28 protein-coding genes are annotated in these 23,454 nt (G+C 68.4%); 17 read left to right on the forward strand and 11 right to left on the reverse strand.

From position 1 onward, the window contains the following. Positions 1–8: 8 nt before the first annotated feature. A complete protein-coding gene (gene argE, locus ACSQ3Y_RS04505; RefSeq protein WP_428002709.1) occupies positions 9–1,166 on the reverse strand; it encodes an acetylornithine deacetylase in 1,158 nt (385 codons plus the stop codon). Between the two features lie 83 nt (positions 1,167–1,249). Between argE and ACSQ3Y_RS04510 the strand changes: the two genes are divergently transcribed. Together ACSQ3Y_RS04510 and ACSQ3Y_RS04515 are read left to right on the forward strand one after the other, a co-directional pair. Then, entirely contained in the window at positions 1,250–2,458 is a 1,209-nt protein-coding gene (locus tag ACSQ3Y_RS04510) for a M20 aminoacylase family protein (protein ID WP_428002708.1), read from the forward strand. A gap of 96 nt (positions 2,459–2,554) precedes the next feature. After that, a complete protein-coding gene (locus ACSQ3Y_RS04515; RefSeq protein WP_436176555.1) occupies positions 2,555–3,652 on the forward strand; it encodes a M14 family metallopeptidase in 1,098 nt (365 codons plus the stop codon). 1 nt (position 3,653) lies between these two features. On the opposite strand, the gene ACSQ3Y_RS04520 is transcribed toward ACSQ3Y_RS04515, so the two are convergent. Further along, complete coding sequence (locus ACSQ3Y_RS04520) at positions 3,654–4,121, reverse strand: DUF1348 family protein (RefSeq protein WP_428002706.1); 468 nt, start codon at positions 4,119–4,121, stop codon at positions 3,654–3,656. 97 nt (positions 4,122–4,218) lie between these two features. Here ACSQ3Y_RS04520 and ACSQ3Y_RS04525 point away from each other — a divergent pair, with 97 nt between their 5' ends. Continuing rightward, positions 4,219–4,794, forward strand: a complete 576-nt coding sequence (locus ACSQ3Y_RS04525) for a TetR/AcrR family transcriptional regulator (RefSeq protein WP_436176556.1) — start codon at positions 4,219–4,221, stop codon at positions 4,792–4,794. A gap of 6 nt (positions 4,795–4,800) precedes the next feature. Here ACSQ3Y_RS04525 and ACSQ3Y_RS04530 read toward each other — a convergent pair whose 3' ends face one another. Both ACSQ3Y_RS04530 and ACSQ3Y_RS04535 read right to left on the reverse strand, forming a co-directional pair. Next, positions 4,801–5,361: a DUF922 domain-containing Zn-dependent protease gene (locus ACSQ3Y_RS04530; RefSeq protein ID WP_436176557.1), complete on the reverse strand. Its 561-nt coding sequence runs from the start codon at positions 5,359–5,361 to the stop codon at positions 4,801–4,803. A 4-nt stretch (positions 5,362–5,365) separates the two neighbouring features. After that, complete coding sequence (locus tag ACSQ3Y_RS04535; RefSeq protein ID WP_436176558.1) at positions 5,366–7,009, reverse strand: wax ester/triacylglycerol synthase family O-acyltransferase; 1,644 nt, start codon at positions 7,007–7,009, stop codon at positions 5,366–5,368. Positions 7,010–7,159: 150 nt separating this feature from the next. Between ACSQ3Y_RS04535 and ACSQ3Y_RS04540 the strand changes: the two genes are divergently transcribed. Next, positions 7,160–7,414, forward strand: coding sequence for an acyl-CoA-binding protein (locus ACSQ3Y_RS04540; RefSeq protein ID WP_007860945.1), 255 nt, complete (start codon positions 7,160–7,162; stop codon positions 7,412–7,414). 147 nt (positions 7,415–7,561) lie between these two features. After that, on the forward strand, positions 7,562–8,293 hold the full coding sequence (locus tag ACSQ3Y_RS04545) for an IclR family transcriptional regulator (protein ID WP_057199848.1): 732 nt from the start codon (positions 7,562–7,564) through the stop codon (positions 8,291–8,293). A gap of 17 nt (positions 8,294–8,310) precedes the next feature. Here ACSQ3Y_RS04545 and ACSQ3Y_RS04550 read toward each other — a convergent pair whose 3' ends face one another. Continuing rightward, entirely contained in the window at positions 8,311–8,730 is a 420-nt protein-coding gene (locus tag ACSQ3Y_RS04550; RefSeq protein ID WP_057200222.1) for an Lrp/AsnC family transcriptional regulator, read from the reverse strand. Between the two features lie 128 nt (positions 8,731–8,858). Between ACSQ3Y_RS04550 and ACSQ3Y_RS04555 the strand changes: the two genes are divergently transcribed. Beyond that, entirely contained in the window at positions 8,859–9,965 is a 1,107-nt protein-coding gene (locus ACSQ3Y_RS04555) for an ornithine cyclodeaminase (protein ID WP_057199849.1), read from the forward strand. 106 nt (positions 9,966–10,071) lie between these two features. On the opposite strand, the gene ACSQ3Y_RS04560 is transcribed toward ACSQ3Y_RS04555, so the two are convergent. From ACSQ3Y_RS04560 to ACSQ3Y_RS04570, 3 genes are read right to left on the reverse strand one after another with little or no spacing between them, the layout of a single operon-like run. Beyond that, positions 10,072–10,749 (reverse strand): nitroreductase, encoded by a 678-nt coding sequence (locus ACSQ3Y_RS04560; RefSeq protein ID WP_057266510.1) that lies wholly within the window; start codon positions 10,747–10,749, stop codon positions 10,072–10,074. A gap of 7 nt (positions 10,750–10,756) precedes the next feature. Then, complete coding sequence (locus tag ACSQ3Y_RS04565) at positions 10,757–11,152, reverse strand: polyhydroxyalkanoic acid system family protein (RefSeq protein ID WP_057199851.1); 396 nt, start codon at positions 11,150–11,152, stop codon at positions 10,757–10,759. Beyond that, a complete protein-coding gene (locus tag ACSQ3Y_RS04570; protein ID WP_436176559.1) occupies positions 11,145–12,275 on the reverse strand; it encodes an aminopeptidase in 1,131 nt (376 codons plus the stop codon). The genes ACSQ3Y_RS04565 and ACSQ3Y_RS04570 overlap by 8 nt, the downstream gene beginning before the upstream one ends. A gap of 62 nt (positions 12,276–12,337) precedes the next feature. Here ACSQ3Y_RS04570 and ACSQ3Y_RS04575 point away from each other — a divergent pair, with 62 nt between their 5' ends. After that, a complete protein-coding gene (locus tag ACSQ3Y_RS04575) occupies positions 12,338–12,997 on the forward strand; it encodes a DNA-3-methyladenine glycosylase I (protein ID WP_428002699.1) in 660 nt (219 codons plus the stop codon). Here the strand turns inward: ACSQ3Y_RS04575 and phnN are convergent. From phnN to phnF, 3 genes are read right to left on the reverse strand one after another with little or no spacing between them, the layout of a single operon-like run. Next, positions 12,978–13,568, reverse strand: coding sequence for a phosphonate metabolism protein/1,5-bisphosphokinase (PRPP-forming) PhnN (phnN, locus tag ACSQ3Y_RS04580; protein WP_428002698.1), 591 nt, complete (start codon positions 13,566–13,568; stop codon positions 12,978–12,980). The genes ACSQ3Y_RS04575 and phnN overlap by 20 nt on opposite strands. Further along, positions 13,565–14,302, reverse strand: coding sequence for a DUF1045 domain-containing protein (locus ACSQ3Y_RS04585; protein ID WP_436176560.1), 738 nt, complete (start codon positions 14,300–14,302; stop codon positions 13,565–13,567). The genes phnN and ACSQ3Y_RS04585 overlap by 4 nt, the downstream gene beginning before the upstream one ends. Next, a complete protein-coding gene (phnF, locus tag ACSQ3Y_RS04590; protein ID WP_436176561.1) occupies positions 14,289–15,068 on the reverse strand; it encodes a phosphonate metabolism transcriptional regulator PhnF in 780 nt (259 codons plus the stop codon). Before phnF ends, ACSQ3Y_RS04585 begins: the two co-directional genes overlap by 14 nt. 75 nt (positions 15,069–15,143) lie before the next feature. Between phnF and phnG the strand changes: the two genes are divergently transcribed. The 10 genes from phnG to phnD all read left to right on the forward strand — a co-directional run bounded on the left by phnG (position 15,144) and on the right by phnD (position 23,426). Continuing rightward, on the forward strand, positions 15,144–15,665 hold the full coding sequence (phnG, locus tag ACSQ3Y_RS04595; protein ID WP_436176562.1) for a phosphonate C-P lyase system protein PhnG: 522 nt from the start codon (positions 15,144–15,146) through the stop codon (positions 15,663–15,665). Next, positions 15,662–16,300, forward strand: a complete 639-nt coding sequence (gene phnH / locus ACSQ3Y_RS04600) for a phosphonate C-P lyase system protein PhnH (RefSeq protein ID WP_428002694.1) — start codon at positions 15,662–15,664, stop codon at positions 16,298–16,300. The genes phnG and phnH overlap by 4 nt, the downstream gene beginning before the upstream one ends. A 5-nt stretch (positions 16,301–16,305) precedes the next feature. Beyond that, the gene (locus ACSQ3Y_RS04605) at positions 16,306–17,421 is read left to right on the forward strand and encodes a carbon-phosphorus lyase complex subunit PhnI (protein WP_057266502.1); all 1,116 of its coding nucleotides are present in this window, start codon (positions 16,306–16,308) and stop codon (positions 17,419–17,421) included. Further along, positions 17,418–18,335, forward strand: a complete 918-nt coding sequence (locus tag ACSQ3Y_RS04610; RefSeq protein WP_057199860.1) for an alpha-D-ribose 1-methylphosphonate 5-phosphate C-P-lyase PhnJ — start codon at positions 17,418–17,420, stop codon at positions 18,333–18,335. The genes ACSQ3Y_RS04605 and ACSQ3Y_RS04610 overlap by 4 nt, the downstream gene beginning before the upstream one ends. Beyond that, complete coding sequence (locus tag ACSQ3Y_RS04615; RefSeq protein ID WP_436176563.1) at positions 18,332–18,790, forward strand: N-acetyltransferase family protein; 459 nt, start codon at positions 18,332–18,334, stop codon at positions 18,788–18,790. The genes ACSQ3Y_RS04610 and ACSQ3Y_RS04615 overlap by 4 nt, the downstream gene beginning before the upstream one ends. Before the next feature lies 1 nt (position 18,791). Further along, entirely contained in the window at positions 18,792–19,583 is a 792-nt protein-coding gene (phnK, locus tag ACSQ3Y_RS04620) for a phosphonate C-P lyase system protein PhnK (RefSeq protein ID WP_057199862.1), read from the forward strand. Further along, positions 19,580–20,311 (forward strand): phosphonate C-P lyase system protein PhnL, encoded by a 732-nt coding sequence (phnL, locus tag ACSQ3Y_RS04625; protein WP_057199863.1) that lies wholly within the window; start codon positions 19,580–19,582, stop codon positions 20,309–20,311. Before phnK ends, phnL begins: the two co-directional genes overlap by 4 nt. Further along, entirely contained in the window at positions 20,308–21,465 is a 1,158-nt protein-coding gene (locus ACSQ3Y_RS04630) for an alpha-D-ribose 1-methylphosphonate 5-triphosphate diphosphatase (RefSeq protein WP_436176564.1), read from the forward strand. Before phnL ends, ACSQ3Y_RS04630 begins: the two co-directional genes overlap by 4 nt. Positions 21,466–21,557: 92 nt before the next feature. Beyond that, on the forward strand, positions 21,558–22,421 hold the full coding sequence (phnC, locus tag ACSQ3Y_RS04635; protein ID WP_057200223.1) for a phosphonate ABC transporter ATP-binding protein: 864 nt from the start codon (positions 21,558–21,560) through the stop codon (positions 22,419–22,421). 57 nt (positions 22,422–22,478) lie between these two features. Then, on the forward strand, positions 22,479–23,426 hold the full coding sequence (phnD, locus tag ACSQ3Y_RS04640) for a phosphonate ABC transporter substrate-binding protein (RefSeq protein ID WP_057199865.1): 948 nt from the start codon (positions 22,479–22,481) through the stop codon (positions 23,424–23,426). Positions 23,427–23,454 lie beyond the last annotated feature (28 nt).

A 23,454-nucleotide genomic window follows, 5' to 3' on the forward strand; every position in this document is an offset into this window, starting at 1 on the left:
TTCCTGTTTCAGCCGAAGGCCTTGGTGCGTGCCAGCCCCTGCATGAAGGCCTCGCAGCGGCCCAATTGCGCAAGGCTCACGAACTCATCGGGCTGGTGCGCCTGCTGGATGCTGCCGGGGCCGCACACCACCGTGGGGATGCCGGCGTTCTTGAACAGCCCCGCTTCGGTGCCGAAGGCCACCAGGGTGGTGCCTTGCTCGCCGCTGAGTTCCTGCGCCAGGCGGGTCACGGCATCGTCCTTGTTGCCCAGAAAGCTCGGGATCTCGCAGATGGTCTCGAAAGAAAAGCCCGTCTGCGGGGCCACCTTCTGCATCGCGGGTTCGAGCGAGCGCGCATAGGCCAACACCTCGGACTGCATCTGGGCGGCGTTGGCGGTGGGCAGGTCGCGGAATTCGTAGCGGAACTCGGCGTCGCGCGGCACCACGTTGTCGGCAATGCCGCCATGGAACTGGCCCACGCTGGCGGTGGAGAACGGCACGTCGAAGCCCTCGAAGCGAGGCTCGCTGCGCTCGAAGCCCTCGGCCATGTCACGCACCCGGCCGACCACGCGCGCCGCCATCTCGATGGCGTTCACCGACTGCGGCGTGAGGGACGAATGTGCCTCCTTGCCGCGCACGCAGCATTTGTAGCGGTACACACCCTTGTGCGCGATGGCCGGCACCATGCTCGTGGGCTCGCCCACGATGCAGGCCAGCGGGCGGATGCTGGCGTCGCGCAGGTCGGCGATCAGCTCCTTGACGCCGAAGCAGCCCACCTCCTCGTCGTAGCTGAAGGCAAAGTGCAGGGCAAACGGGGCGTCGCTGGCGAGGAACTGTTCGGCATGCGAGACCGCGATGCCGATGAAGGCCTTCATGTCGGCGCTGCCCCGACCGTACAGGTTGCCGTCCTTGACGAGGGCGCTCAGCGGGTCCATCGTCCAATCCTGGCCGTCCCATGGCACGGTGTCGGTGTGGCCCGAGAGGATCACCCCGGCGGGCTTGCCCTCGCCCAGCGTGGCGAACAGGTTGGCCTTGGTCTTGTCGGCGTTGTAGGTCAGGCGGCTTTTCACGCCCAGTTGGCCCAGGTGGTCGCGGATGAAGTGGATCAACTCCAGGTTGGAGTTGTGGCTCACGGTGTTCATGCGTACCAGGGATTGCGCCAGTTCGAGGGCTTGGGGTGAAATCATGAAAAGGGCTCGTGTAGTAAATAACCCGGGTTGGCACGCTGGTTGCTCTCGGGCTAGACTGTGAAATCGTAAGGACACATATCATGAACGTTATTGACTCCATCGTCACCCAGGCGGCCAGTATTGCAGCGGTGCGCCGGGACATTCACGCCCACCCCGAGCTGTGCTTCCAAGAGGTGCGCACGGCCGACGTCGTGGCCAACAAGCTCACCGAGTGGGGCATTCCCATCCACCGGGGCCTGGGCACCACGGGCGTGGTGGGCATCGTCAAGGGGCGCGACGGGGGTGCCAGCGGCCGGGCCATTGGCCTGCGCGCCGACATGGATGCGCTGCCCATGCAGGAGTTCAACACCTTTGCCCATGCCAGCAAGCACACCGGCAAGATGCACGCCTGCGGGCACGATGGCCATACCGCCATGCTGCTGGCGGCGGCGCAGCACTTCGCCAAGCACCGCAACTTCGACGGCACCGTGTACCTGATCTTCCAGCCGGCCGAAGAGGGCGGTGGCGGTGCGCGCGAGATGATCACCGACGGCCTGTTCGAACAGTTCCCCATGCAGGCGGTGTACGGCATGCACAACTGGCCCGGCATGCCCGTGGGCCAGTTCGCCGTGAGCCCCGGCCCGGTGATGGCGTCGAGCAACGAGTTCAAGATCACCATCCGCGGCAAGGGCAGCCATGCGGCGTTGCCGCACAACGGCATCGACCCGGTGCCGATCGCCTGCCAGATGGTGCAGGCCTTCCAGACCATCATCAGCCGCAACAAGAAGCCGGTGGATGCGGGCGTGATCTCGGTGACCATGGTGCATGCGGGCGAGGCCACCAACGTGGTGCCCGACAGCTGCGAGCTGCAGGGCACGGTGCGCACCTTCTCCATCGAGGTGCTGGACATGATCGAAAAGCGCATGAAGCAGGTGGCCGAGCACACCTGCGCCGCGCACGACGCCACCTGCGAGTTCCACTTTCACCGCAACTACCCGCCCACCGTGAACTCGCCGGCCGAGGCCGAGTTCGCGCGCAAGGTCATGGCCGGCATCGTCGGCGAGGCCAACGTGCTGGTGCAGGAGCCCACCATGGGCGCCGAGGACTTTGCCTTCATGCTGCAGGCCAAGCCCGGTGCCTACTGCTTCATCGCCAACGGCGACGGTGCGCACCGCGAGATGGGCCATGGCGGCGGCCCCTGCACGCTGCACAACCCGAGCTACGACTTCAACGACGACCTGATCCCGCTGGGTGCGACCTACTGGGTGAAGCTGGCCGAGGACTGGCTGGCGCAGCCCACGACGGCCTGACACCCCTGTTGTCGTCTCTTTCCTGAAGCCCCGGGTGCCCTCGCGCGCTCCGGGTTTTCTTGTGTTCCCGACCCCACCCACGAAAGCAACCGCCCCATGATCGGCATCGTCGACGCCTTTTCGCCCAGCTACGCCCAGGCCCGCAAGAAGTTTCTCGAGGGCGCGGCCGCGGCGGGCCTGCCCATCGAGTCGCATGCCCACCCACTCAAAGGGCGTGATGGTGAAGACCTTGCCATGGACGTGGTGCGCGACGGGCCGGGCGATGCGACCAAGCTGCTCATCGTGAGCAGCGCCTGCCATGGCGTGGAAGGCTACTGCGGCAGCGGGGTGCAGGTGCATGCACTGCACGACCAGGAGTGGCGCGACAAGGCGCACGCGGCGGGCGTGGCCACGCTCTACATCCATGCGCTCAACCCCTACGGCTTTTCGCACGTGCGCCGCTTCACGCACGAGAACGTGGACCTGAACCGAAACTTCCAGGACTTTTCAAAGCCTCTGCCCGTGAACGAGGCCTACCGCGAGGTGCAGCCGCTGCTGCTGCCTGAAGTGTGGCCACCGTCGGCCGACAACCTGGCGGCCGTGCAGTGGTACATAGACACCAAGGGCGAGGCATCCTGGCAGGCCGCCATCTCGCGCGGCCAGCACGAGTTTCCCGAAGGCGTGTTCTTCGGCGGCACTGAGCCCACCTGGAGCAACCGCACGCTGCGCCAGGTGCTGCGCCAGCATGGTGCCCGTGCCTCGCAGATCGCCTGGATCGACCTGCACACCGGCCTGGGCCCCAGTGGCCACGGCGAACGCATCTACGCGGGCAAGGACGACGACGCCTCGGTGGCCCGCGCCCGCGCCTGGTGGGATGGCGGCGGCGCGACGCCGGTGACCTCCATCTACGACGGATCATCGACCTCGGCCTTCCTCACCGGGCTGATGTGGAACGCGATCTACGATGAATGCCCGCACGCCGAGAGCACCGGCATCGCGATGGAATACGGCACCGTGCCGGTACTTGACGTGATGAACGCCATCCGCGCCGAGCAGTGGCTCAACCTGCACCCCCAGGCGCCGGCCGGGCAGGCAAAGCAGATCAAGGCGCAGATGCTGGAAGCGTTCTACACCGACACCGACGCCTGGAAGGGCCAGATCGTGAGCCAGGCCCGGCAGTCCATGTTCCAGGCTATCGACGGCCTGAGCCGCTGACTCAAAGGCCCAGTTCGGTCAGACCCGGATGGTCGTCCGGGCGCCGACCCTGGGGCCAGTGGAACAGCCGGTCCGCCGCCTTGATCGGCTGGTCGTTGATGCTGGCGTGGCGCACGGCCATCAGCCCGGCGTCGTTGAATTCCCAGTTCTCATTGCCGTGGCTGCGGTACCAGTTGCCGGCGTCGTCGTGCCATTCGTAGGCAAAGCGCACCCCGATGCGGTGCGAGCTGAACGCCCAGATCTCCTTGATGAGCCGGTAGTCGAGTTCGCGCGCCCACTTGCGCTCGAGAAACTGCTGCGCGGCCTCGCGCCCCACGGGGAACTCGGCCCGGTTGCGCCAGCGTGTGTCTTGCGTATAGGCCAGCGCCACGCGCGCCGGGTCGCGCGAATTCCAGCCGTCTTCGGCCAGGCGGACTTTCTGGATCGCGGTCTCCAGGGTGAAGGGAGGCAGGGGCGGGCGGGATTCCATGGGCAGTACCTCGGTTGGAAAGGGTGGAAGTCATGTGGACAGGTCTGTCTACGTGATCATCATATCCGCACGTAGACAGACTTGTCTACAATGCGCCATGCTGCTTGCTCCGACCACTGACGTCAAACACCTGCCTGCCCGGGACCGCCTGCTGTACACAGCGCACCGGTTGTTCTACCGCGAGGGCATCCGCGCCACCGGCATCGACAAGGTGATTGCCGAGTCGGGGGTGACCAAGGTGACCTTCTACCGGCACTTTCCGAGCAAGAACGATCTCGTCTGCGCCTACCTGGAGATGCGGCATGCCCTGTGGATGGCCTGGTTCGCCGATGCGCTGGCGCGCCATGGCAAGGCTGGCACCGGATTGGTCGCACTGGCCCCTGCGTTGGGCGAGTGGTTCACCCGTGAGGACTTCCGGGGCTGCGCCTTCATCAACAGCGTGAGCGAACTGGGCGATACCGTGCCCGAGGTCAACGCCATCGCCCGCCGCCACAAGCAGGACATGACAGACCTGTTGGCCATGCTGTTGCCGCCATCGGCCACGCAGGCGCAGGATGCCCAGGCACTGGCCCTGGTGGTGGAGGGTGCCATCGTGCGCGTGCAACTGGGTGAGCCGGTGCCCGCGGTGCTGGCCAGCGTGTCGCGCCTGCTGCCCGCCTTGGGGCTCGAATAGCGGCCTTCAGTCCAGCCGTGCGCCTTGCGCCGCACCGTGGCCGGTGTCGCGGTCGTACTGCTTCTCACGTTCCACATGCTCCTGCAGCAGGCGGCGACCCAGCGCGTCGGCGTTGCGCTCCAGCGTGGCGCAATCGGCCGCCGCAGGCAGGCTTGCAATGCCCTGGTCGATGGCCTGGGCCGCATCCCGCCCGAACTGCGCATGCCCCTGCTCATGCTGCGCCAAGGCGCGCAGGTAGCGGTCAAAGGTGGCCTGCTGCTGGGGAGTCGCGCCGCGCGACTCCGGCAACTGCACCTCCGTGGTCAGCCGCGTGGCGACTTCGGTGATGGCGCAGCGGCCCGAGGCCTCGCGCCACCAGCGGTAGTTCCAGCGCACATTCCAGCGTGTGTAACCATGGAAGCGGCGGCCATTCACCACGATGGGCGTGGCGGCCTGGAGTGCCTGGCGCAATGTCTGCCCTGGCTGCAACTGCACAGGGTAGGGCCGCTGCACATGCTCCTGCACCACGGCGGCGCCGGCGGGATGTTGCTGCAGCACGGCCAGCGTGAGAACGACCAGCCAGCGCAAGATCTCAATCTCCCCAGGGCAGCATCAGCGTGAGCAGCGAGAGCTGGTCGAACTCGGGCGCGAACGCATCGATGATGAGCTGCGGCTCGGGGCACAGCGTGGTGTCGGTGATCACGCCGAACTGCACGCCGCCGCCATAGCTCAGGATGGAGACCCCCAGGCCAATGTCCCCCGACTGCGGCACCCAGAACATGCACTGCGTGACGCGCGCGCCGCACAGCGTGAGCTGCTCCTTGGGGCCGGGCACATTGGTCATCACCGCAGTGGTCTTGCGGCCGAAGAGGTTGAGCAGCGCGTCCTGTGCGGGCTTGATCATCAGGCCTGCCACGGCCAGCATGGCGAACGCGAGGATGGGCTGGGTGCTGCCCTTGAGCGCATTCATGCGCCGGCGCACCTCGTACACGCGCTCCACCGGGTTGGCCACGCCGATGGGCAGCACCAGTGGCACCAGGCCGAAGCGGTTGCCCAGCTTCCAGGCCTCCTCCATGGGACGCAGGTTCACGGGGATCATGGCGCGGATCTCCTGGCCCGCAGGGTCGTCGCCCTGGCTGCGCAGATAGCCCCCGATGGCACCCGCCACACAAGACATCAGCACGTCGTTGATCGAGCAGTTGAGCGCCTTGCCGATGGCCTTGACCTCTTCGAGCGGGATCGGCGGGCACCAGGCCACACGCTTGGCCTGGCCGGGCTGGCCCTTCAGGCGCGTGGGCGAATCGTCGGGCATCAGCGCCAGAGCGGCCGCGTCGCTCACCAGCTGGTAGGCCACGCGCGCCATGTCCATGGTGCCAGCCAGGCCGTGCTGCATGGCCTTCTCGGGGTCCCCCAGCACCTTGAACGAGCGCGCCGCGCCATCGCCCGCCAGGTCCAGCGCCTTCACGGTAAGGCCGGCCAGCGGCTTGATCAGTGCATCGGCGATCCAGTCCTCGGCCGTCGCGGCGGCCTCGCGCTCCTTGCGGCTGCGCTTGGGCGGCTCGGACCCCCCGTCCACGATGGACATGGTGACCGAGATCAGGGCGATGCCGTCAGCGATGCAGTGGTGGATGCGCACGATCAGTGCGCTGCCCTGCTGGCCGTCGTCGCCTGTGAAGTTCTCGACCAGGTGCATCTGCCACAGCGGGCGGCGCGGGTCCAGGGGCTGCATGGCCAGCTCACCCACGCGGTCTTGCAGGGCGCGCTGCATGCTCTGGCCCGGTTCCTGGGGTAGGGTCTCGCGCAGCACGTGGGCGGCAATATCGAACTGGCGGTCTTCGACCCAGGTGGCGCCGGCCGCGTCTTCGACCACGCGCTGGCGAAAACGCGGGTACTGCAGCAGGCGCTGCTGCACGCGCTCGCACAGCGCCTCCCAGGCGATGCCGGGGGCCAGCGTCCACACGCCATTGATCATCATCAGGTTGCTGCCCGAGTCCATGCGCAGCCAGGCCGTGTCGACCTTGCTCATGCGCTCGCCCGACAGGCCGAGCATTCCGGTGGCGGCGCGGCGCACATTCTTTTGCACCGCGCCGGCGGCCTTGCGCGCAGCGGGTGGCAAGGCCTGGGCGGCGGCCGCAGTGGTGGCCCGCGCCTTGCGGGCGACCTGGGAGGCGGTGTTCAGCGGGCTGGCCAGGCCTTCGGAGCGGGTGGCGTTGGGAGCAGCAATGCGGGTCACCATCGGATGTACACCTGTTGTGGTTGTTTTGGGGGCTTGCCTCTATGGATTGCACAGCGCAGGGCCTTGTGCAGACCGTAAGATACAACGCCGCAAACCATTGCCGACACCGTTCTTTCCCTCCCCCATCTTTCGAACCCCAAGGAGCAACCCATGGCCGACCTGAATGCCGCCTTCGAAGCCGCCAAAGCCAATTCCGAGAACCTGAGCGAGCGCCCCAACAACGCCACGCTGCTCAAGATCTACGCGCTGTACAAGCAGGCCACCGTGGGCGACAACACCGAAAAGAAGCCCAGCTTCTCCGACATGGTGGGCCGCGCCAAGTGGGATGCGTGGAACGCGCTCAAGGGCACCGAGGCCGATGCCGCCAAGCAGCAGTACATCGACCTGATCACCGAGCTGAGCTGATCCGGGCCATACCCCGCGACTGACCGAGCGGCCTGCGGGCCGCTTTTTCATGGGCGTTGCGGCACGGGCTGGACGGGTGGGGGCATCAATGTTTCAATAGACAGAACCTCATTCTCTTGGGCGACTCCTTCGCGCACCCTGGTCTCCATGCCCCGCAAAGCCGTTTCCGAATCCGTTGCCGATGCCGATGCCGCCCCGGGCGGCGCGGCTGCCGTGGACCGCGCCCTGAGCTTGATGGCCGCCTTCCGCCAGGGCGACGGGCCGCTGGCCTTGACCGAGCTGGCCACGCGCACCCGGCTGTACAAGAGCACGGCACTGCGCCTCTTGGCCTCGCTCGAGCATGCGCGCTGGGTGCAGCGCCTGGACGACGGCCGCTATGCCATCGGGCCCGAGGTGGGGCGGCTGCATGCGCTGTATGCGGCCTCGTTCTCGCTCGACCGGGTGGTGCTGCCCGTGCTGCGCGAGCTGGTGGCCGCCACGGGCGAGAGCGCGGCCTACCACGTGCGCCAGGGCGATGCGCGGCTGTGCCAGTTCCGCGTGGACTCGCCGCACCCCATCCGCGACCATATCCGCGCAGGCGACCTGCTGCCGCTGGACCGGGGCACGGGCGGGCGCGTGCTGGTGGCCTTCGACGCGGCACTGTCCAACTCGCTCGGCCGGCATGACCGCGCGCTGTACGCGCGCATCCGCGCCGACGGCTACCTGGCCAGCGTGGGCGACCGGCTCAGCGAGGTGGCCGGCATCTCGGCGCCGGTGTTTGCCGCCGATGGCACGGTGGCTGCTGCCGTCACGCTGACCATGCCGGCCCACCGCTACGACGAGCGCTACGTGAAAAGCGTGCTCGAAGCCGCACGCAGCCTGGGCGGCCAGATCGGCTGAGCACTGCCTGCCAACCGCTAGCGGTAGGTCGTGAGGTGAATATTGGTCTCGGTGCCTCGGATGCCCGAAATCAGTCGGATGCGCTCGAGCACCTGCGCCAGCTCGGCCATGCTGCCCGCCTCCAGCTCGGCCAGCAGGTCCCAGCGGCCATTGGTGTCGTGCAGGGCGGCCACGCCGGGCTCGCCCAGCAGGCTGGCCACCACCTGGCGCGACTGGTTGCCTTCGACCAGCACGCCCATCCAGGCACGGATGCGGTCGGGCTCGGCCTCGGGCCGCAGCTTGACGGTGTAGCCCACGATCACCTGGCTGTCTTCGAGCTTGCGGATGCGGTTGGTCACCGTGCCGCGGGAGACACCGAGCTTGTGCGCCAGGTCGGCGACGTTCATGCGCGCATTACCACGCAGCAGTGCAATCAGGGAGCGGTCGAGTTCATCCATGGTGGTGGTGCAGAAAGTGAGCAATGGCTGCCATTTTGACAATCAACCGCGCATTTCGGTACATTTTTGCCGATTCACATTGCCTCGCGCCCGCTGGACACTGGATGCCACCGAACCGGAGACACCCCATGCGACACGACGCCACCCCCCACCACACCAGCGTATCCACCCTCTACCTGAGCGCCCCCGAAGCGGTGGAGCTGATCCGGCGCAAGGGCCTCGCGGCCTGCCTTGCTGGCATTGCCGCCAACATCACCGAGGACTTCTTGCGCTGGGAGAGCTTCGACAAGTCGGCCCGGGTGGCCAGCTACTCGCCCGATGGCGCGATCGAGCTCATGCCGATTGCCGACGACGCGACCTACACCTTCAAGTACGTCAACGGCCACCCCAAGAACACGCGCCTGGGCCTGTCCACCGTGATGGCCTTCGGCGTGCTGGCCGACGTGGCCACGGGCACGCCGCAACTGCTCAGCGAGCTGACCCTGACCACCGCCTTGCGCACGGCAGCCATGTCGGCCGTGGCGGCCAAGGCCCTGGCGCGGCCCGGCAGCCGGGTGATGGCGCTGATCGGCAACGGCGCGCAGAGCGAATTCCAGGCCCTGGCCTTCCAGCATCTGGTGGGCATCACCGAAGTGCGGCTGTACGACACCGACCCTGCCGCCACCGCCAAGCTGCAGGCCAACCTGCAGCCATCGGGCCTGGTGGTCACCGTCTGCGGCAGCACGGCCGAGGCCGTGCGCGGCGCCGACATCGTGACCACGGTGACGGCCGACAAGACCCGCGCCACCATCCTCACCGCCGACATGGTGGCGCCCGGCATGCACATCAACGCCGTGGGGGGCGACTGCCCCGGCAAGACCGAGCTGCAGGCCGAGGTGCTCACGCGCGGCCGCGTGTTCGTCGAGTACCCGCCCCAGACCCGCATCGAAGGCGAGATCCAGCAGATGCCGGCCGACTTTGCCGTGACCGAGCTGTGGCAGGTGCTGGCCGGCCGCGAGGCCGGCCGCGCGAGCGATGCCGAAGTGACGATTTTCGATTCGGTGGGTTTTGCACTGGAGGACTTCTCGGCCCTGCGCTTCATGCGCGATGCGGCGCTGGAACTGGGCGTGGGCGAACGCATCCAGTTGATCCCGGATCTGGCCAACCCCAAGGACCTGTTCGGTGCCTTGCGCCAGGCCGGAGCAGGTGAGGCTGTTGTGCAGAGCGCGACGCACCGGCTTCAGGCCGTTGCCTGAAGCGACGAAAGCCTCACCAGCCCAGCGGCACCGGAGCGGATCCAGTGACCGGCAGGCTGCTCGGTGGGGTCACAGGCGAGGCTCTGTCCTGCCCCGGGGCTGTAGCTCAGTCGCGCCAGACCACGCTGCTGGCCGGATCCGCCCGCGTGGTGCGGAACTGGTTGGCCGGGTGCGCCGGGTCGGCCAGGCCGAAAGAGATGCCGCAGACGATGGTGCGGTCCTCGCCGATGCCCAGCACCTCGCGCAGCACACCGGGGTACGAGGCCAGCGCCGCCTGCGGCACCGAAGCCACGCCCAGGCTGTGCGCGGCCAGCAAAAAGTTGGCGACGTAGGCGCCGCAGTCCACCGCGCCATACACACCCAACGCCTCGTCGCTGCTCACAATGGCCACGTGCGGCGCACCGAACATGCTGAAATTTTCGGCCGCCTGGCGCGCCGATGCGGCCCGGTCACCCTTGGCAATACCCAGCGCTTCGTACAGGCCGTAGCCGCATTCGCGCCGGCGCTCCTGGTACACGCCTCGGTACTCACGCGGCCAGGGCAGGTCGGGCTCCGGCGGTGTGCTGGCAATGCGCTCCTGGAAGGCGCTGCGCAGGCGCTCCAGGGTTTCGCCGCTGGCGATGTGCACCTGCCAGGGCTGGGCGTTGCACCACGATGCCGTGCGCTGCGCCGTGGCCAGGATGCTCTCAGTGGTGGCGCGGGGCAGCGGCTCAGGCAGAAAGGCGCGGCAGCTGTAGCGCGTGTGCAGCAGGTCGCTGAACGTGTCGAACGCGGGCGCGGCCATGGAGGGCTCAGGCCTTTTTGGCTTTGGCCGGTGCCTTGGCTGCGGCCGCCTTGGCGGGTTTCGCGTCGTCGGCGGCCTTCTTTTTCGGCGCGGCCTTTTTGGCGGCGGGCGGGGGGGCGTTCAGCAGGGCATCGAGCTGCTCGCCGATCTCTGCTTCGATGCGGTCCTTGAACGCGCCGAACAGAAAGCCCAGTTGCGCCTTCATCTCGAACTGGTTGGCATCCACCAGCAGGGTGCCCTTGACCCCGGAGCGGCTGAAGTGCAGCGTGTCCTCGGTCTCGCCCTCTTCGTAGGTGCATTCCATGTCGAACTTCTCCTCGGCCTTCTCGGCCCAGGAAAAAGCGACTTTGCGGGCCTGCTTGAAGCCCAGTTGGTGTTCGCGGTGGATATGGATGTCAGGCACCGGGGGTCTCCTGGTTGGGTAGCAATTGGCGCAGCGCCTCGTGGCGCTGTGCCTGGGGTTGTTCACTCAGTACACGCACCGCATCATAGAACCGGTGCCAGTCGCGCCCCTCGCGCTCGAAGATCGCCTCGAAGGCGGGGACGAACTCGTTGTAGGCCGCCTGGGCCGCAAAGCTGGCATTGTTGGCGCTGGATACCCAGCGGTCGTAGCCGGCCGTCTGGGCCGGCGTGGCCTGCCAGCGCTCGCGCAGGGCCGCATAGTCGGCGCGAAAGGACTGCATGGCAGCGGCCTTCTGCGCCTCCCTTTCCGGCATGCCTTCCTGGGCATAGATCCTGGCCAGGCGTTCGCGCGTGGCCTGGGTCAGCGCGCGGAACTCGCGCCGGCGCGCCTCGCTGGCCACGAAGGCGGTGCTGGCCTGGGGCGTGGCCTGCTGGGCCAGCCAGCGTGCGCTGCCCAGCCGCTCCACGGCGGTGGCAAAGGATTCATTGAACAGCGTGTCGCCCTTGGCGTAGACCACTTGGTGCGCCAGCTCGTGGAAGAGCAGGCGCACGAATTCGCCTTCGGGCCAGCCGATGAAGGTGCTCAGCAGCGGATCGCCCCCGGCCCAGTTCATGTAGCCCAGGGTGGAATAGGCGGGCACGCCATAGACCTCGACCTCCAGGCCTTCCTGCGTCAGCCGGCCGGCCTCGGCCTTCGCGTCCGCCTCGTCGAAATAGCCCCGGTAGCCGATGCAGCCCGTCACCGGGAAGCACCAGGTGTGCAGCGTCAGCGAATAGGGCGGCGCGGCGACCACGTTCCACACGGCGGCCGGGCGCTTCAAGTCCGCATAGCGGCGGTAGCTCGGGTTGTCGGGCAGGCCCAGTTCGGTCACCGCGAAGGCGCGGGCGCGCTGGGCCAGTTGCAGGCGCTCGCGCAGCGGCAGCGGGATGTCGGTGCGCGCGATCCAGTCCTCCAGCGGCTCGGCCGAGCGCATCAGCTGCACATGGCCGCGCACCGATTGCCAGTAGTAGCCCAGGGCATTGCCATTGCTGGCGCAGCCGGCCAGGGCCAGGCTGGCAATGAAGGCAGACAGTGCGGCGCCAAGGCGGAGCGGGACGGAACGTGAAGCGAATGGCTGTGGCATATCCGGTGTTCAGTTTAGGGCCTGTCAGCAGCATGGCGGATGGAATTCCTAGAATCCCGTCCATGACCGAAGCCACCGCCACCCCCGAGATTCCCGACGGCCTGTTCGCCGACGACGCAGGCTGCCCGCGCTGCACCTGGTGCCAGGCCACGCCGCTGTACCGCCACTACCATGACAGCGAATGGGGTTTTCCGGTGGCGGACGACCGGCGCCTGTTCGAGAAGCTGTGCCTGGAGGGCTTCCAGTCGGGCCTGAGCTGGCTCACCATCCTGAACAAGCGCGAGGGATTTCGGGCGGCGTTCGCGCAGTTCGATGCCGAGCAGGTCGCAGAGTTCACTGACTCCGACGTGGAGCGCCTGGTGCAGGACGCAGCCATCGTGCGCCACCGGGGCAAGATCGTCTCGACCATCAACAACGCCAAGCGTGTGTTGGAGCTCAGGCAGGAATTCGGCTCGCTTGCGCGCTACGCCTGGCAGTACGAGCCCGCCGCTGGCGAGCGGCCCGAGCGCATCACGCGCGAGGTGGCGCGCACCTTCATCACCTCGCCAGGCTCCACCGCGATGTCCAAGGACCTCAAGAAGCGCGGCTGGAGCTTTGTCGGCCCCACCACCGTGTATGCCTTCATGCAGGCCATGGGCCTGGTCAACGACCACCTCGAAGGCTGCCATGCGCGCGAGAAGGCGCTCAAGGCGCGGGCGGATTTCACCCCACCGGGGCGTTGACCAGGCCTGGCCAGCCGGGCAGCCTTTCCAGGGCCTGCAGCAACTGCCGGCCCGCCGCGTCCAGGCTGGTGTCGTTGCGCACCTCGATGCCGGCCGTGCCCGGTGGCGCCAGGAAGCGCAGCGCGCGCTGCACGCGCTGCTCCACTTCGTCAGAACTTTCCCGGCCGCGCAAAAGGATGCGCTGGCGCAGCACGTCCGGGCTGGCCGTGATGTGCACGGCCACCAGGGCCGGGTAGCGCTGCAGCGCCTCGGGCAGGTAGGCGCGTGAACCGTTCACCAGCAGCCAGCGGCCCTGGCCCAGCGGCGCCAGCTCGGCATGGCGCACGCCATAGGCCAGGCCGTTGGCCTCCCAGTGCAGGGCAAACGCACCGGCGGCGCGCAGCGCGGCGTGGGCGTCGGGCGTGGTGCTTTCATGCGCTTCGCCACCGGGGCTGGCCGGGCGGCTGATGGTGCGCCGCGCCCACTGCACGGGCAGGCCGGCGGGCAGGTGCTGGCGCAGCCAGTCGAGCAGGCTGTCCTTGCCGGCGCCCGAGGGGCCCATGAAATACAGCAATTTCGCTGTGGTGCTCATGCGCCGAGCTCCAGGTGGTCCAGCAGCACGAAGTCGGCTCCCGGCGTGGGTTCGGCGAACAGGGCCAGGCTGCCAAAGCGCAGCGGCGGCAGGTCGGCAAAGAACTGGTCGGCAGCGTCCTGCACCAGCTCCACGGTCTCGTCATCCGCAGCCGCGAGCGAGCCGGTCAGCGACAAGTGGAAGCGGAACTCCTCCAGCACGAAGGGGTAGCCCCACTGCTGCAGCAGTGCATCCTGCCGGGGTGTGAGCCCGGCGGCGCGGCGGCGCGCCAGCTCCCCTTCTGACAGCGCTGCCGCCAGCGGCTGCAGTTGCGTCACACAGGCAGCGGCTGCGGCCTGGATCTCGGCGTTGGCCGGGTGCGCGGCCACGGGCACCAGTGCGAGGAAATCGCCGATGCGCTCGACCTGCATGGGCGGCATGCTGAACGGCCGCAGCCCCTGGGCCAGCGTCTGCACGGCATGGTGCAGCGTGAGCCAGTCCACGCCCGGCGCCAGCGCAAACGGGGCCTTGAGCGTGGCATGCCAGCCGTAGCGGCGCGGGGCGGCGGTCAGCCGCTCCAGTTCTTCCCGGGCCACGCCGTGGATGTCCAGTGGCTGCATGGGCTGCAGCAGCGCGGCGCAGCGGCCCAGCCAGTGGCTGCCAGCGAGCCAGGCCAGGGTGCCGGGGTTGGGCGCGAAGTACACCGCATAGCGGTGGTGGGCGGCGGTGGGGGAGGGGGTGTTACTCGTCGTCATGGGTGATGGTGAGTTTGACGCGGTCGCCCGCAAACCAGGCGCGCGCCCATTCGATGGGCGTGCCGGCCAGGTCGACGTTCAGGCTCTCGACCAGCAGCACCGGGCGCGTGGCGGGCTGGCGCAGCTCGGCGGCCACGGCAGCATCGGGCAGCTCGGCGGTGATGCGGCTCTCGCGCCGGGTGTAGTCGGCCACACCGTGCGCGGTGAAGCCGGCGGTGATGGAGCCGGTCTCGCGCACCATGGTGGCCAGGCCCTCGAAGCGGGGCAGGGGAAAGTAGCGCTCGCTCACGTGCAGCGGCTGGCCCTCGGCCTGGCCAATCACGCGCAACTGCAGCAGCGGGCTGCGGGCCGGCACCTGCAGGGCCTTGGCCAGCGCGGACGTGGCGCGCACCGTCTGCTCCTGCAGCACCACCAGGCTGCCGCGCAGGCCGGCCTGGGCCAGGCCCTGCTGGTGGCGCACCCGCTTGCCCAGTGCCAGGTCCACCGCGAAGTCCTCCACATAGGTGCCGCTGCCCTGCGTGATGCGCACCAGCCCCTGGCTGCACAGGCTGGCCAGCGAGCGGCGGATGGTGTGCCGGTTCACGCCGAACTGCTCGGCCAAGGCATGTTCCGAGGGCAGGCGCTGGCCCGGAGGGTAGATGCCGCTGCCGATGGCCTCGGCCAGTTCGGCGGCAATGCGGGTCCAGAAGCTGTCGCGTGCCGGGCGTGCCGTGCGTGCGGTAGGGGCGGGGTTGGCAAGAACTTGTGTGCTGGTGGTGGCTGTCATGAAACCTACATGCGCGCTGTCTAAGCTGGCGCCAGTTGTTCAATTTGTCTATACAACTTAAAGAGTACCACCTTCATGTTTCAAGCCTTTGACAACCCGGGCCCGGGCCGCCCGCTCTCGCGGGCGCACTGGATGGCGCTGCTGGCCCGGGCGCCCATCGACCTTCTGGAGCCCGCGCTGCACGACCACACCGCACTGCCCGCCCGCTGGCTGCGTGCCCCCGAAACCGGGCTGATGATGGTGCAGGGCCGCGCTGGCGGCACCGGCGAGCGCTTCAACCTGGGCGAGGTCACGGTCACCCGCTGCGCACTGCGCGTGGACGTGGATGGAGCCGATGGCGGAGAGCCCACCGTGGGTGTGGCCTACGTGCTCGGCCGCTCGCACCGCCAGGTGCAACTGGCCGCCCTGGCCGATGCGCTGCTGCAGGACCCTGCGCGCCAGGCCGCGCTGGACGCCAGTCTGCTCGACCCCATCCGCCGCCACCTGGCCCAGGTGCAGTCCGAGCGCCAGGCCCGCACGGCCAGCACGCGGGTGGACTTTTTCACGGTGGCCCGCGAAAGCGGCAGCAACGACGGCAGCGACGAGGACCAGGAATGAGCGCGACCCCTACCACCTCCCTGTCCGCCCTGGGTGCGGGCTTCTCCAGTGAGGCCCTGGGCAGCCAGGGCGTGTTCCGCGCCGTGCTGCAGGCACTGTCGCAGCCAGGCGCCCCGGTCGCCATCGTGCACGACGCTGAAGTGCCCGCCACCGGGCACGCGGCCTCGGCCGCTGTGCTGCTGGCCCTGCTCGACAGCGAATGCACGCTGTGGCTTTCGCCCCGGCTGGCGGCCAGCCAGGCCGGCGTGTGGCTGCGCTTTCATACCGGCTGCGTGCTGGTCGATGCACCCGAACAGGCGCGCTTTGCCTGGGTGGCCGCAGGCGATGCCATGCCCGCCCTGGCCGGCCTGCAGTGCGGCAGCGACGAATACCCCGACCAGTCCGCCACCTGCGTAATCGACGTGGCGGTGCTGGCCCCGGCCCTGCACGGCGCGGGCGCCTGGCGCCTCACGGGCCCGGGTATCCGCGACGCGCAGCACCTGCACGTGGCCGGCCTGCCCGGTGACTTCGCTGCGCAGTGGGCCGACAACCACGGCGCCTTCCCGCGCGGGGTGGACGTGGTGCTGGCCACGGCCAGCCACATCGCCGGCCTGCCACGCACGACCTGTATCGAACCATCCACCGTGGAGGCCTGAAGCGCATGTACGTTGCCGTCAAGGGCGGGGAAACCGCCATCCTCAACAGCTACCGCCTGCTGGCCGAGCAGCGCCGGGGCGATACTGCCGAGCCCGAACTCTCGGTGGCGCAGATCCGCGCGCAGCTCAAGCTCGCCGTGGACCGGGTGATGACCGAAGGCTCGGTGTACGACCCCGAGCTCGCGGCGCTGGCCATCAAGCAGGCCTCGGGCGACCTGGTCGAAGCCATCTTTTTGCTGCGTGCCTACCGTGCCACGCTGCCGCGCCTGGGCACCACCCGGCCGCTGGACACCGCGCGCATGGTGCTCACCCGGCGCATCTCCGCCACCTTCAAGGACCTGCCCGGCGGCCAGGTGCTCGGCCCCACCTACGACTACACCCAGCGCCTGCTTGACTTCACGCTGCTGGCCCGGGGCGATGCAGTGGCCGCTGCCGCAGCTCCCGCGCCCTTGGTCGATGCACCCGCCACCACGCCGCGCGTGGTGGACCTGCTCAACCAGGAAGGGCTGATCGAGACCCGCCCCATCCCCGAGGGCGACCCGGCCCCCGCCGACCTCACGCGCGAGCCGCTGCGCTTTCCGGCCAACCGCGCCACGCGGCTGCAGAACCTGGCGCGCGGCGATGAGGGCTTTCTGCTGGCCATGGCGTATTCAACGCAGCGCGGCTATGCGCACTCGCACCCCTTCGTGGGCGAGTTGCGCCTGGGCACGGTGGCGATGGAGATCGTCCCTGAAGAGCTGGGCTTTGCCATCTCCATCGGCGATATGGAAATCACCGAATGCGAGATGGTCAACCAGTTCGCGGGCAGCAAGCACCAGCCGCCGCAGTTCACGCGCGGCTATGGCCTGGCCTTCGGCCACAGCGAGCGCAAGGCCATGGCCATGAGCCTGGTGGACCGCGCCCTGCGCGCCGACGAGCTGGGCGAGCCGGTGGAGTCGCCCGCGCAGATGCAGGAGTTCGTGCTCTCGCACAGCGACAGCCTGGAAGCCTCGGGCTTCGTGCAGCACCTGAAGCTGCCGCACTACGTGGACTTCCAGTCCGAGCTGGAGCTGGTGCGCCGCATGCGCGCCACTGCGGCGGCCAACCCCTCCGAAGAAACCACCCTGGGAGACGACGCATGAACGCGCCCCACGAGCCCGCGCTGATGGGCCTGCCCGCCGATGCCGCGCCCACCGACGGGCACTTCAACTTCGCCTACCTGGACGAGCGCACCAAGCGCATGATCCGCCGGGCCATCCTCAAGGCCGTGGCCATCCCCGGCTACCAGGTGCCCTTCGGCTCGCGCGAGATGCCGCTGCCCTATGGCTGGGGCACGGGCGGCATCCAGGTCACGGCCGCCATCATCGGGCCGGACGATTGCCTCAAGGTCATCGACCAGGGCTCGGACGACACGGTCAACGCGGTCAACATCCGCCGCTTCTTCGAGCGCACCACGGGCGTGGCCACCACCACGCGCACCACCGAGGCGACGCTGATCCAGACGCGCCACCGCATCCCCGAGACCCCGCTGGCCGAAGGCCAGGTGCTCGTCTACCAGGTGCCGGTGCCCGAGCCCATGCAGCGCCTGGAGCCGCGCGAGACCGAGACGCGCACCCTGCACGGCCTGGCCGAGTACGGGCTGATGCACGTCAAGCTCTATGAGGACATCGCGCGCTACGGCCACATCGCCACCACGTACGACTACCCGGTGCTGGTCAACGGCCGCTACGTGATGGCGCCGTCGCCGATCCCCAAGTTCGACAACCCCAAGATGCACATGAACCCGGCGTTGCAGCTCTTTGGCGCAGGCCGCGAAAAGCGCATCTACGCCGTGCCGCCCTACACGCCGGTGGAAAGCCTGGGCTTCGAGGACCACCCCTTCGAGGTGCAGCGCTGGGACTGCGCCTGCGCCCTGTGCGGCGCCACCGACAGTTTCCTCGACGAGGTCATCACCGACGACCAGGGCACGCGCATGCACGTCTGTTCCGACTCGGACTACTGCCAGGAGCGCCAGGCTGCCGCAGCGGCAACGGTGTCCGAAGGGGCGCCCGCATGAGCACAGTGACCCTGCGCGAGGCCACCGAGGCCGACCTGGACGAAGTGCTGGCCCTGTACCAGGGCATCGAGGACAGCCCCGAGCAGGTGCTCAGTCTGGCCGAGGCCAGGACCCTGCTGGCCCAGTTTCGCGCCTACCCGAGCTACCGTCTCTGGGTGGCCTGCGAGGGCGCCGAACCCGATGCCGACGTGGTCGGCACCTACGCGCTGCTGGTCATGCACAACCTGGCCCACCGGGGTGCCCCCTCGGCCGTGGTCGAGGACGTGGTGGTCGCCGCCGACCGCAAGGGCCAGGGCATCGGCCGCCAGATGATGGCCCACGCCGTGCAGCAGGCGCGCGAGGCCGGTTGCTACAAACTGGCCCTGTCGTCCCATCGCAAGCGCGCCGATGCGCATGCCTTCTATGAATCCCTGGGCTTTGCGCAGCACGGCCTCAGTTTCTCGATCGAGCCCTGACATGGACGCCACCCTTTCATCCCCCACCCCCCTGCTCAGCGTGCGCGGCATCAGCAAGCGCTACGGCCAGCGCGTGGCGCTGCAGGACGCCTCGTTCGACCTGTGGCCCGGCGAAGTGCTGGCCGTGGTCGGCGAGTCCGGCTCGGGCAAGTCCACCCTGCTCAACGCCGTGGCCGCACGCAGCCGGCCCGACGCGGGCAGCGTGCAGTTTCAGGGCCGCGACGGCAGCCTGCAGGACGTGCTCGGCATGAGCGAGGCGCAGCAGCGCCTTCTGGCCCGCACCGACTGGGGCTTCGTGCACCAGAACGCGGCCGACGGCCTGCGCATGGACGTGTCGGCCGGTGCCAATGTGGGCGAGCGCCTCATGGGCCTGGGCGAGCGCCACTATGGCCGCCTGCGCGCCACCGCCACCGAGTGGCTGCAGCGCGTGGAGATCGATGCCAGCCGCATCGACGACGCGCCGCGCGCTTTTTCCGGCGGCATGCGCCAGCGCCTGCAGATCGCGCGCAACCTGGTCACCCAGCCGCGCCTGGTGTTCATGGACGAACCCACCTCGGGCCTGGACGTCTCGGTGCAGGCGCGCCTCCTGGACCTGCTGCGCCAGCTCACGCGGCAGATGCAGCTGGCGGCCATCGTCGTCACCCATGACCTGGCTGTGGCCCGCCTGCTGGCGCACCGCATGGTGGTGATGCAGCGCGGCCGCGTGGTCGAGTCGGGCCTGACCGACCAGGTGCTCGACGACCCGCAGCACCCCTATACCCAGCTCCTCGTTTCCTCGGTACTGCAACCATGATGATGAACACCAACCTCCCCATCCTGGAGCTCAAGGGCGTGGCCAAGCGCTTCACCCTGCACCACCAGAACGGCATCGAGCTGCCCGTGCTCGGCAACGTGGACCTGACCGTCGGCGCGGGCGAATGCGTGGTGCTCGACGGCCCCTCGGGCATGGGCAAAAGCACGCTGCTGAAAATGATCTACGCCAACTACCGCGCCAACGCGGGCAGCATCACCGTGCAGCCCGCCAGCGGCCCGGCGGTGGACGTGACCCAGGCCAGCCCGCGCGCACTGGTGCAACTGCGCCGCGACACCGTGGGCTACGTGAGCCAGTTCCTGCGCGTGATCCCCCGCGTGAGCGCGCTCGACGTGGTGGCCGAACCCCTGGCCGAAGATGCGGGCGACGACGCCCACGCACTGGAAGCCGCGCGCGAGACCGCGCGCCAGTGGCTTACCCGCCTGAACATTCCCGAGCGCCTGTGGCACCTGCCGCCCGCCACCTTCTCGGGCGGCGAGCAGCAGCGCATCAACATCGCGCGCAACATGATCAAGCCCAAGCCCCTGCTGCTGCTCGACGAGCCCACGGCGTCGCTCGATGCGGCCAACACCGACACGGTGATCGCCCTGGTCCGGGAGGCAGTGGAGCGCGGCGCCGCGCTGGTCGGCATCTTCCACGACGCGCACGTGGGTGCCGCCGTCGCCACGCGCCGCGTGAACGTGGGTGACTTCCGCGGGGTGGCAGCATGAGCGCTGGCGTGGTCTTTCACAACGCCCGCATGGTGCTGCCCGGCGAGGTGGTGCAGGGCTCGCTCTCGGTGCAGGGCGGGCGCATCGACTCCCTGGCCTCGGGCGGCACCGCCGCGCTGCAGGGCATCGACCTCGGGGGCGACTACCTGCTGCCCGGTCTGGTGGAGGTGCACACCGACAACTTCGAGCGCCACCTGATGCCGCGCCCCAAGGTGCAGTGGGCCGAGATGCCGGCCCTGCTGGCACACGACGCCGAGATCGCAGCAGCGGGCATCACCACCGTGCTTGACGCGCTGGGCGTGGGCGAGGCCGACGTGGACAGCCTGCGCGGCAGCGCCTGGAACCGCGTGCTCGACACCATCGACACCTGCACCGAGCGCAACCTGCTGCGCGCCGACCACCACCTGCACGTGCGCTGCGAGCTGCCCGCGCCCAACACCATCGACCTGTTCGGCCCCTTCCACGGCCACCCGCGCCTGTCGCTGATCTCGCTGATGGACCACACCCCGGGCCAGCGCCAGTGGGAGAACATCGAGCAGGCGCGCACCTACTACACCGGCAAGAAGGGCTGGAGCAGCGAGAAGTTCGAGCGCCAGGTGCAGCATGCCACCACCCTGCAGGCCCAGTACGCCGAGCCGCACCGTGCCTACTTCGTGGACTACTGCCGCACCCACGGCATCGCCCTGGCCAGCCACGACGACACCACGGTGGCGCACGTGGAGCAGGCCCATGCCGAAGGCGCGGGCATGTCCGAGTTCCCGACCACGCTGGCGGCGGCAAAGGCCGCGCGCGAGCGCGGCCTGCTCACCGTGATGGGTGGGCCCAACGTGGTGCGCGGCGGCTCGCACTCGGGCAACGTGGCGGCGGCCGACCTGGCGCGCCAGGGCCTGCTGGACATCCTCTCGTCCGACTATGTGCCCGGCAGCCTGCTGAGCGCCGTGATGCGCCTGGTGCACGACGGCATCCTCACGCTGCCCGAGGCCGTGGCCACCGTCACGCGCAACCCGGCACGCGCGTCGGGCATGCAGGACCGGGGCGAGCTCACGCCCGGCCTGCGCGCCGACCTGGTCCAGGTGCACATGGCCGATCTGCCCGATGGCTCACAGCAGGCCGTGGTGCGCGGTGTCTGGCGCGAAGGGCAGCGCGTGCTCTGAACGTAGCTTGACATGCAAATTTCCCGCAACTGTCAAAGCACTGTCACAGCCGCCTTCCACACTGCATTTGTATAGACGACTTGGAATCCGCCATGCCCATCGCCCTGCGTATCGAACAACTGAACAAGCACTTCGCCAACGGCAAGCACGCGCTGCGCGACATCGACCTCACGGTGCATGCCGGCGAGATGGTGGCGCTCATCGGCGCCTCGGGCTCGGGCAAGTCCACGCTGCTGCGCCATGTGGCCGGCCTGGTGGTGGCCGATGGCGACAGCCACTCGCTGATCGAGGTTGACGGCCGCTGCGTGCAGCAGGGCGGGCGCATCCACCGCGACATCCGCAAGGTGCGCTCGCAGGTGGGCTTCGTGTTCCAGCAATTCAACCTGGTCGACCGCCTGCCCGTGATGATGAACGTGCTGGTGGGCATGCTGCACCGCACGCCGAAATGGCGCGGCTGGCTGCGCGTGTTCCGCCCGCACGAGCGCGCCCTGGCGCTGGAGGCCCTGGCCCGCGTGGGCATTGCCGACTGCCACGCGCAGCGTGCCTCCACCCTCTCGGGCGGGCAGCAGCAGCGCGCCGCCATTGCGCGCACCCTGGTGCAGGGCGCCAAGGTGGTGCTGGCCGACGAGCCCATCGCCTCGCTCGACCCCGAATCCTCGCGCAAGGTCATGGACATCCTGGCGCGCATCAACCGCGAGGACGGCAGCACCGTCGTCGTCTCGCTGCACCAGGTGGACGTGGCCATCAAATACTGCCCCCGCGTGGTCGCGCTGCACCAGGGCCGCGTGGTCTACGACGGCCCCTCGGCCGCCCTCACACCGGCGCTGCTGCGCGAGCTCTATGGCGTGCAGGCCGATGAGATCCTGGGCGCCAGCCTGCCGCTGGCCGTGGTGCCTGCACCGGCGCAGCAGCCGGCTTCCGGCTGGGCAGCCCAGCCGCTGGCCCAGGCCGCCTGAAGTTCTCTGTCTTTTGCTTCCCTTTTCCCTACCGTTGTCACCTCTCTGGAGCCATCCATGATCAAGAAACTGTGCGCAGCCCTGGCCCTCGCCCTGGGCATGACCACGGGCGCCCTCGCCCAGGACATCAACTTCGGCATGATCTCGACCGAAGCCTCGCAAAACCTCAAGGCCGACTGGCAGCCCCTGCTGGACGACATGGCCAAGCAGACGGGCCTGAAGATCAATGCCTTCTTCGCCTCCGACTATGCCGGCCTCATCGAAGCCATGCGCTTCAACAAGATGCAGGTCGCATGGCTGGGCAACAAGTCGGCCATGGAGGCGGTGGACCGCGCCAATGGCGAAGTGTTTGCGCAGATGGTCAATGCCGATGGCACCCAGGGCTACTACTCGCACCTGATCGTGCACAAGGACAGCCCCCTGGCCACGCTGGACGACGTGCTCAAGAACGGCAAGTCGCTGAGTTTTGGCAACGGTGATCCCAACTCCACCTCGGGTTTCCTGGTGCCCGGCTACTACGCCTTTGCACAGAACAAGATCGACGCCAAGACCCATTTCAAGATTGCGCGCAGCGCCAACCACGAGACCAATGCCCTGGCCGTGGCCAACAAGCAGGTCGACGTGGCCACCAACAACAGCGAAAACCTCGAGAAGATCAAGGAACGCCAGCCCGAGAAGTTCAAGGACATCAAGATCGTCTGGACCTCGCCGCTGATCGCGCTCGATCCGTTGGTGATGCGCAAGGACCTGCCCGAAGCCACCAAGGCCAAGATCAAGGACTTCTTCTACAACTACGCCAAGACCGATGCGCGCGAGAAAGAGATCGTCATGAAGATCTCCAAGCTCTCGGGTTTCAAGCCGTCGACCAATGCGCAGCTCATGCCCATCCGCCAGCTCGACCTGTTTGGCAAGCGCAACAAGATCGAGGCCGACGCCACCCTGGCCGATGGCGACAAGAAGACCCGCCTGGCCGAGATCGACCAGCAACTGGCCTCCCTGAAGTAAGCAAGCAAACAAGCAAGTAACGCATCCG

Source organism: Acidovorax sp. LjRoot66, from assembly GCF_964253305.1.
GTDB lineage: Bacteria > Pseudomonadota > Gammaproteobacteria > Burkholderiales > Burkholderiaceae_C > Acidovorax.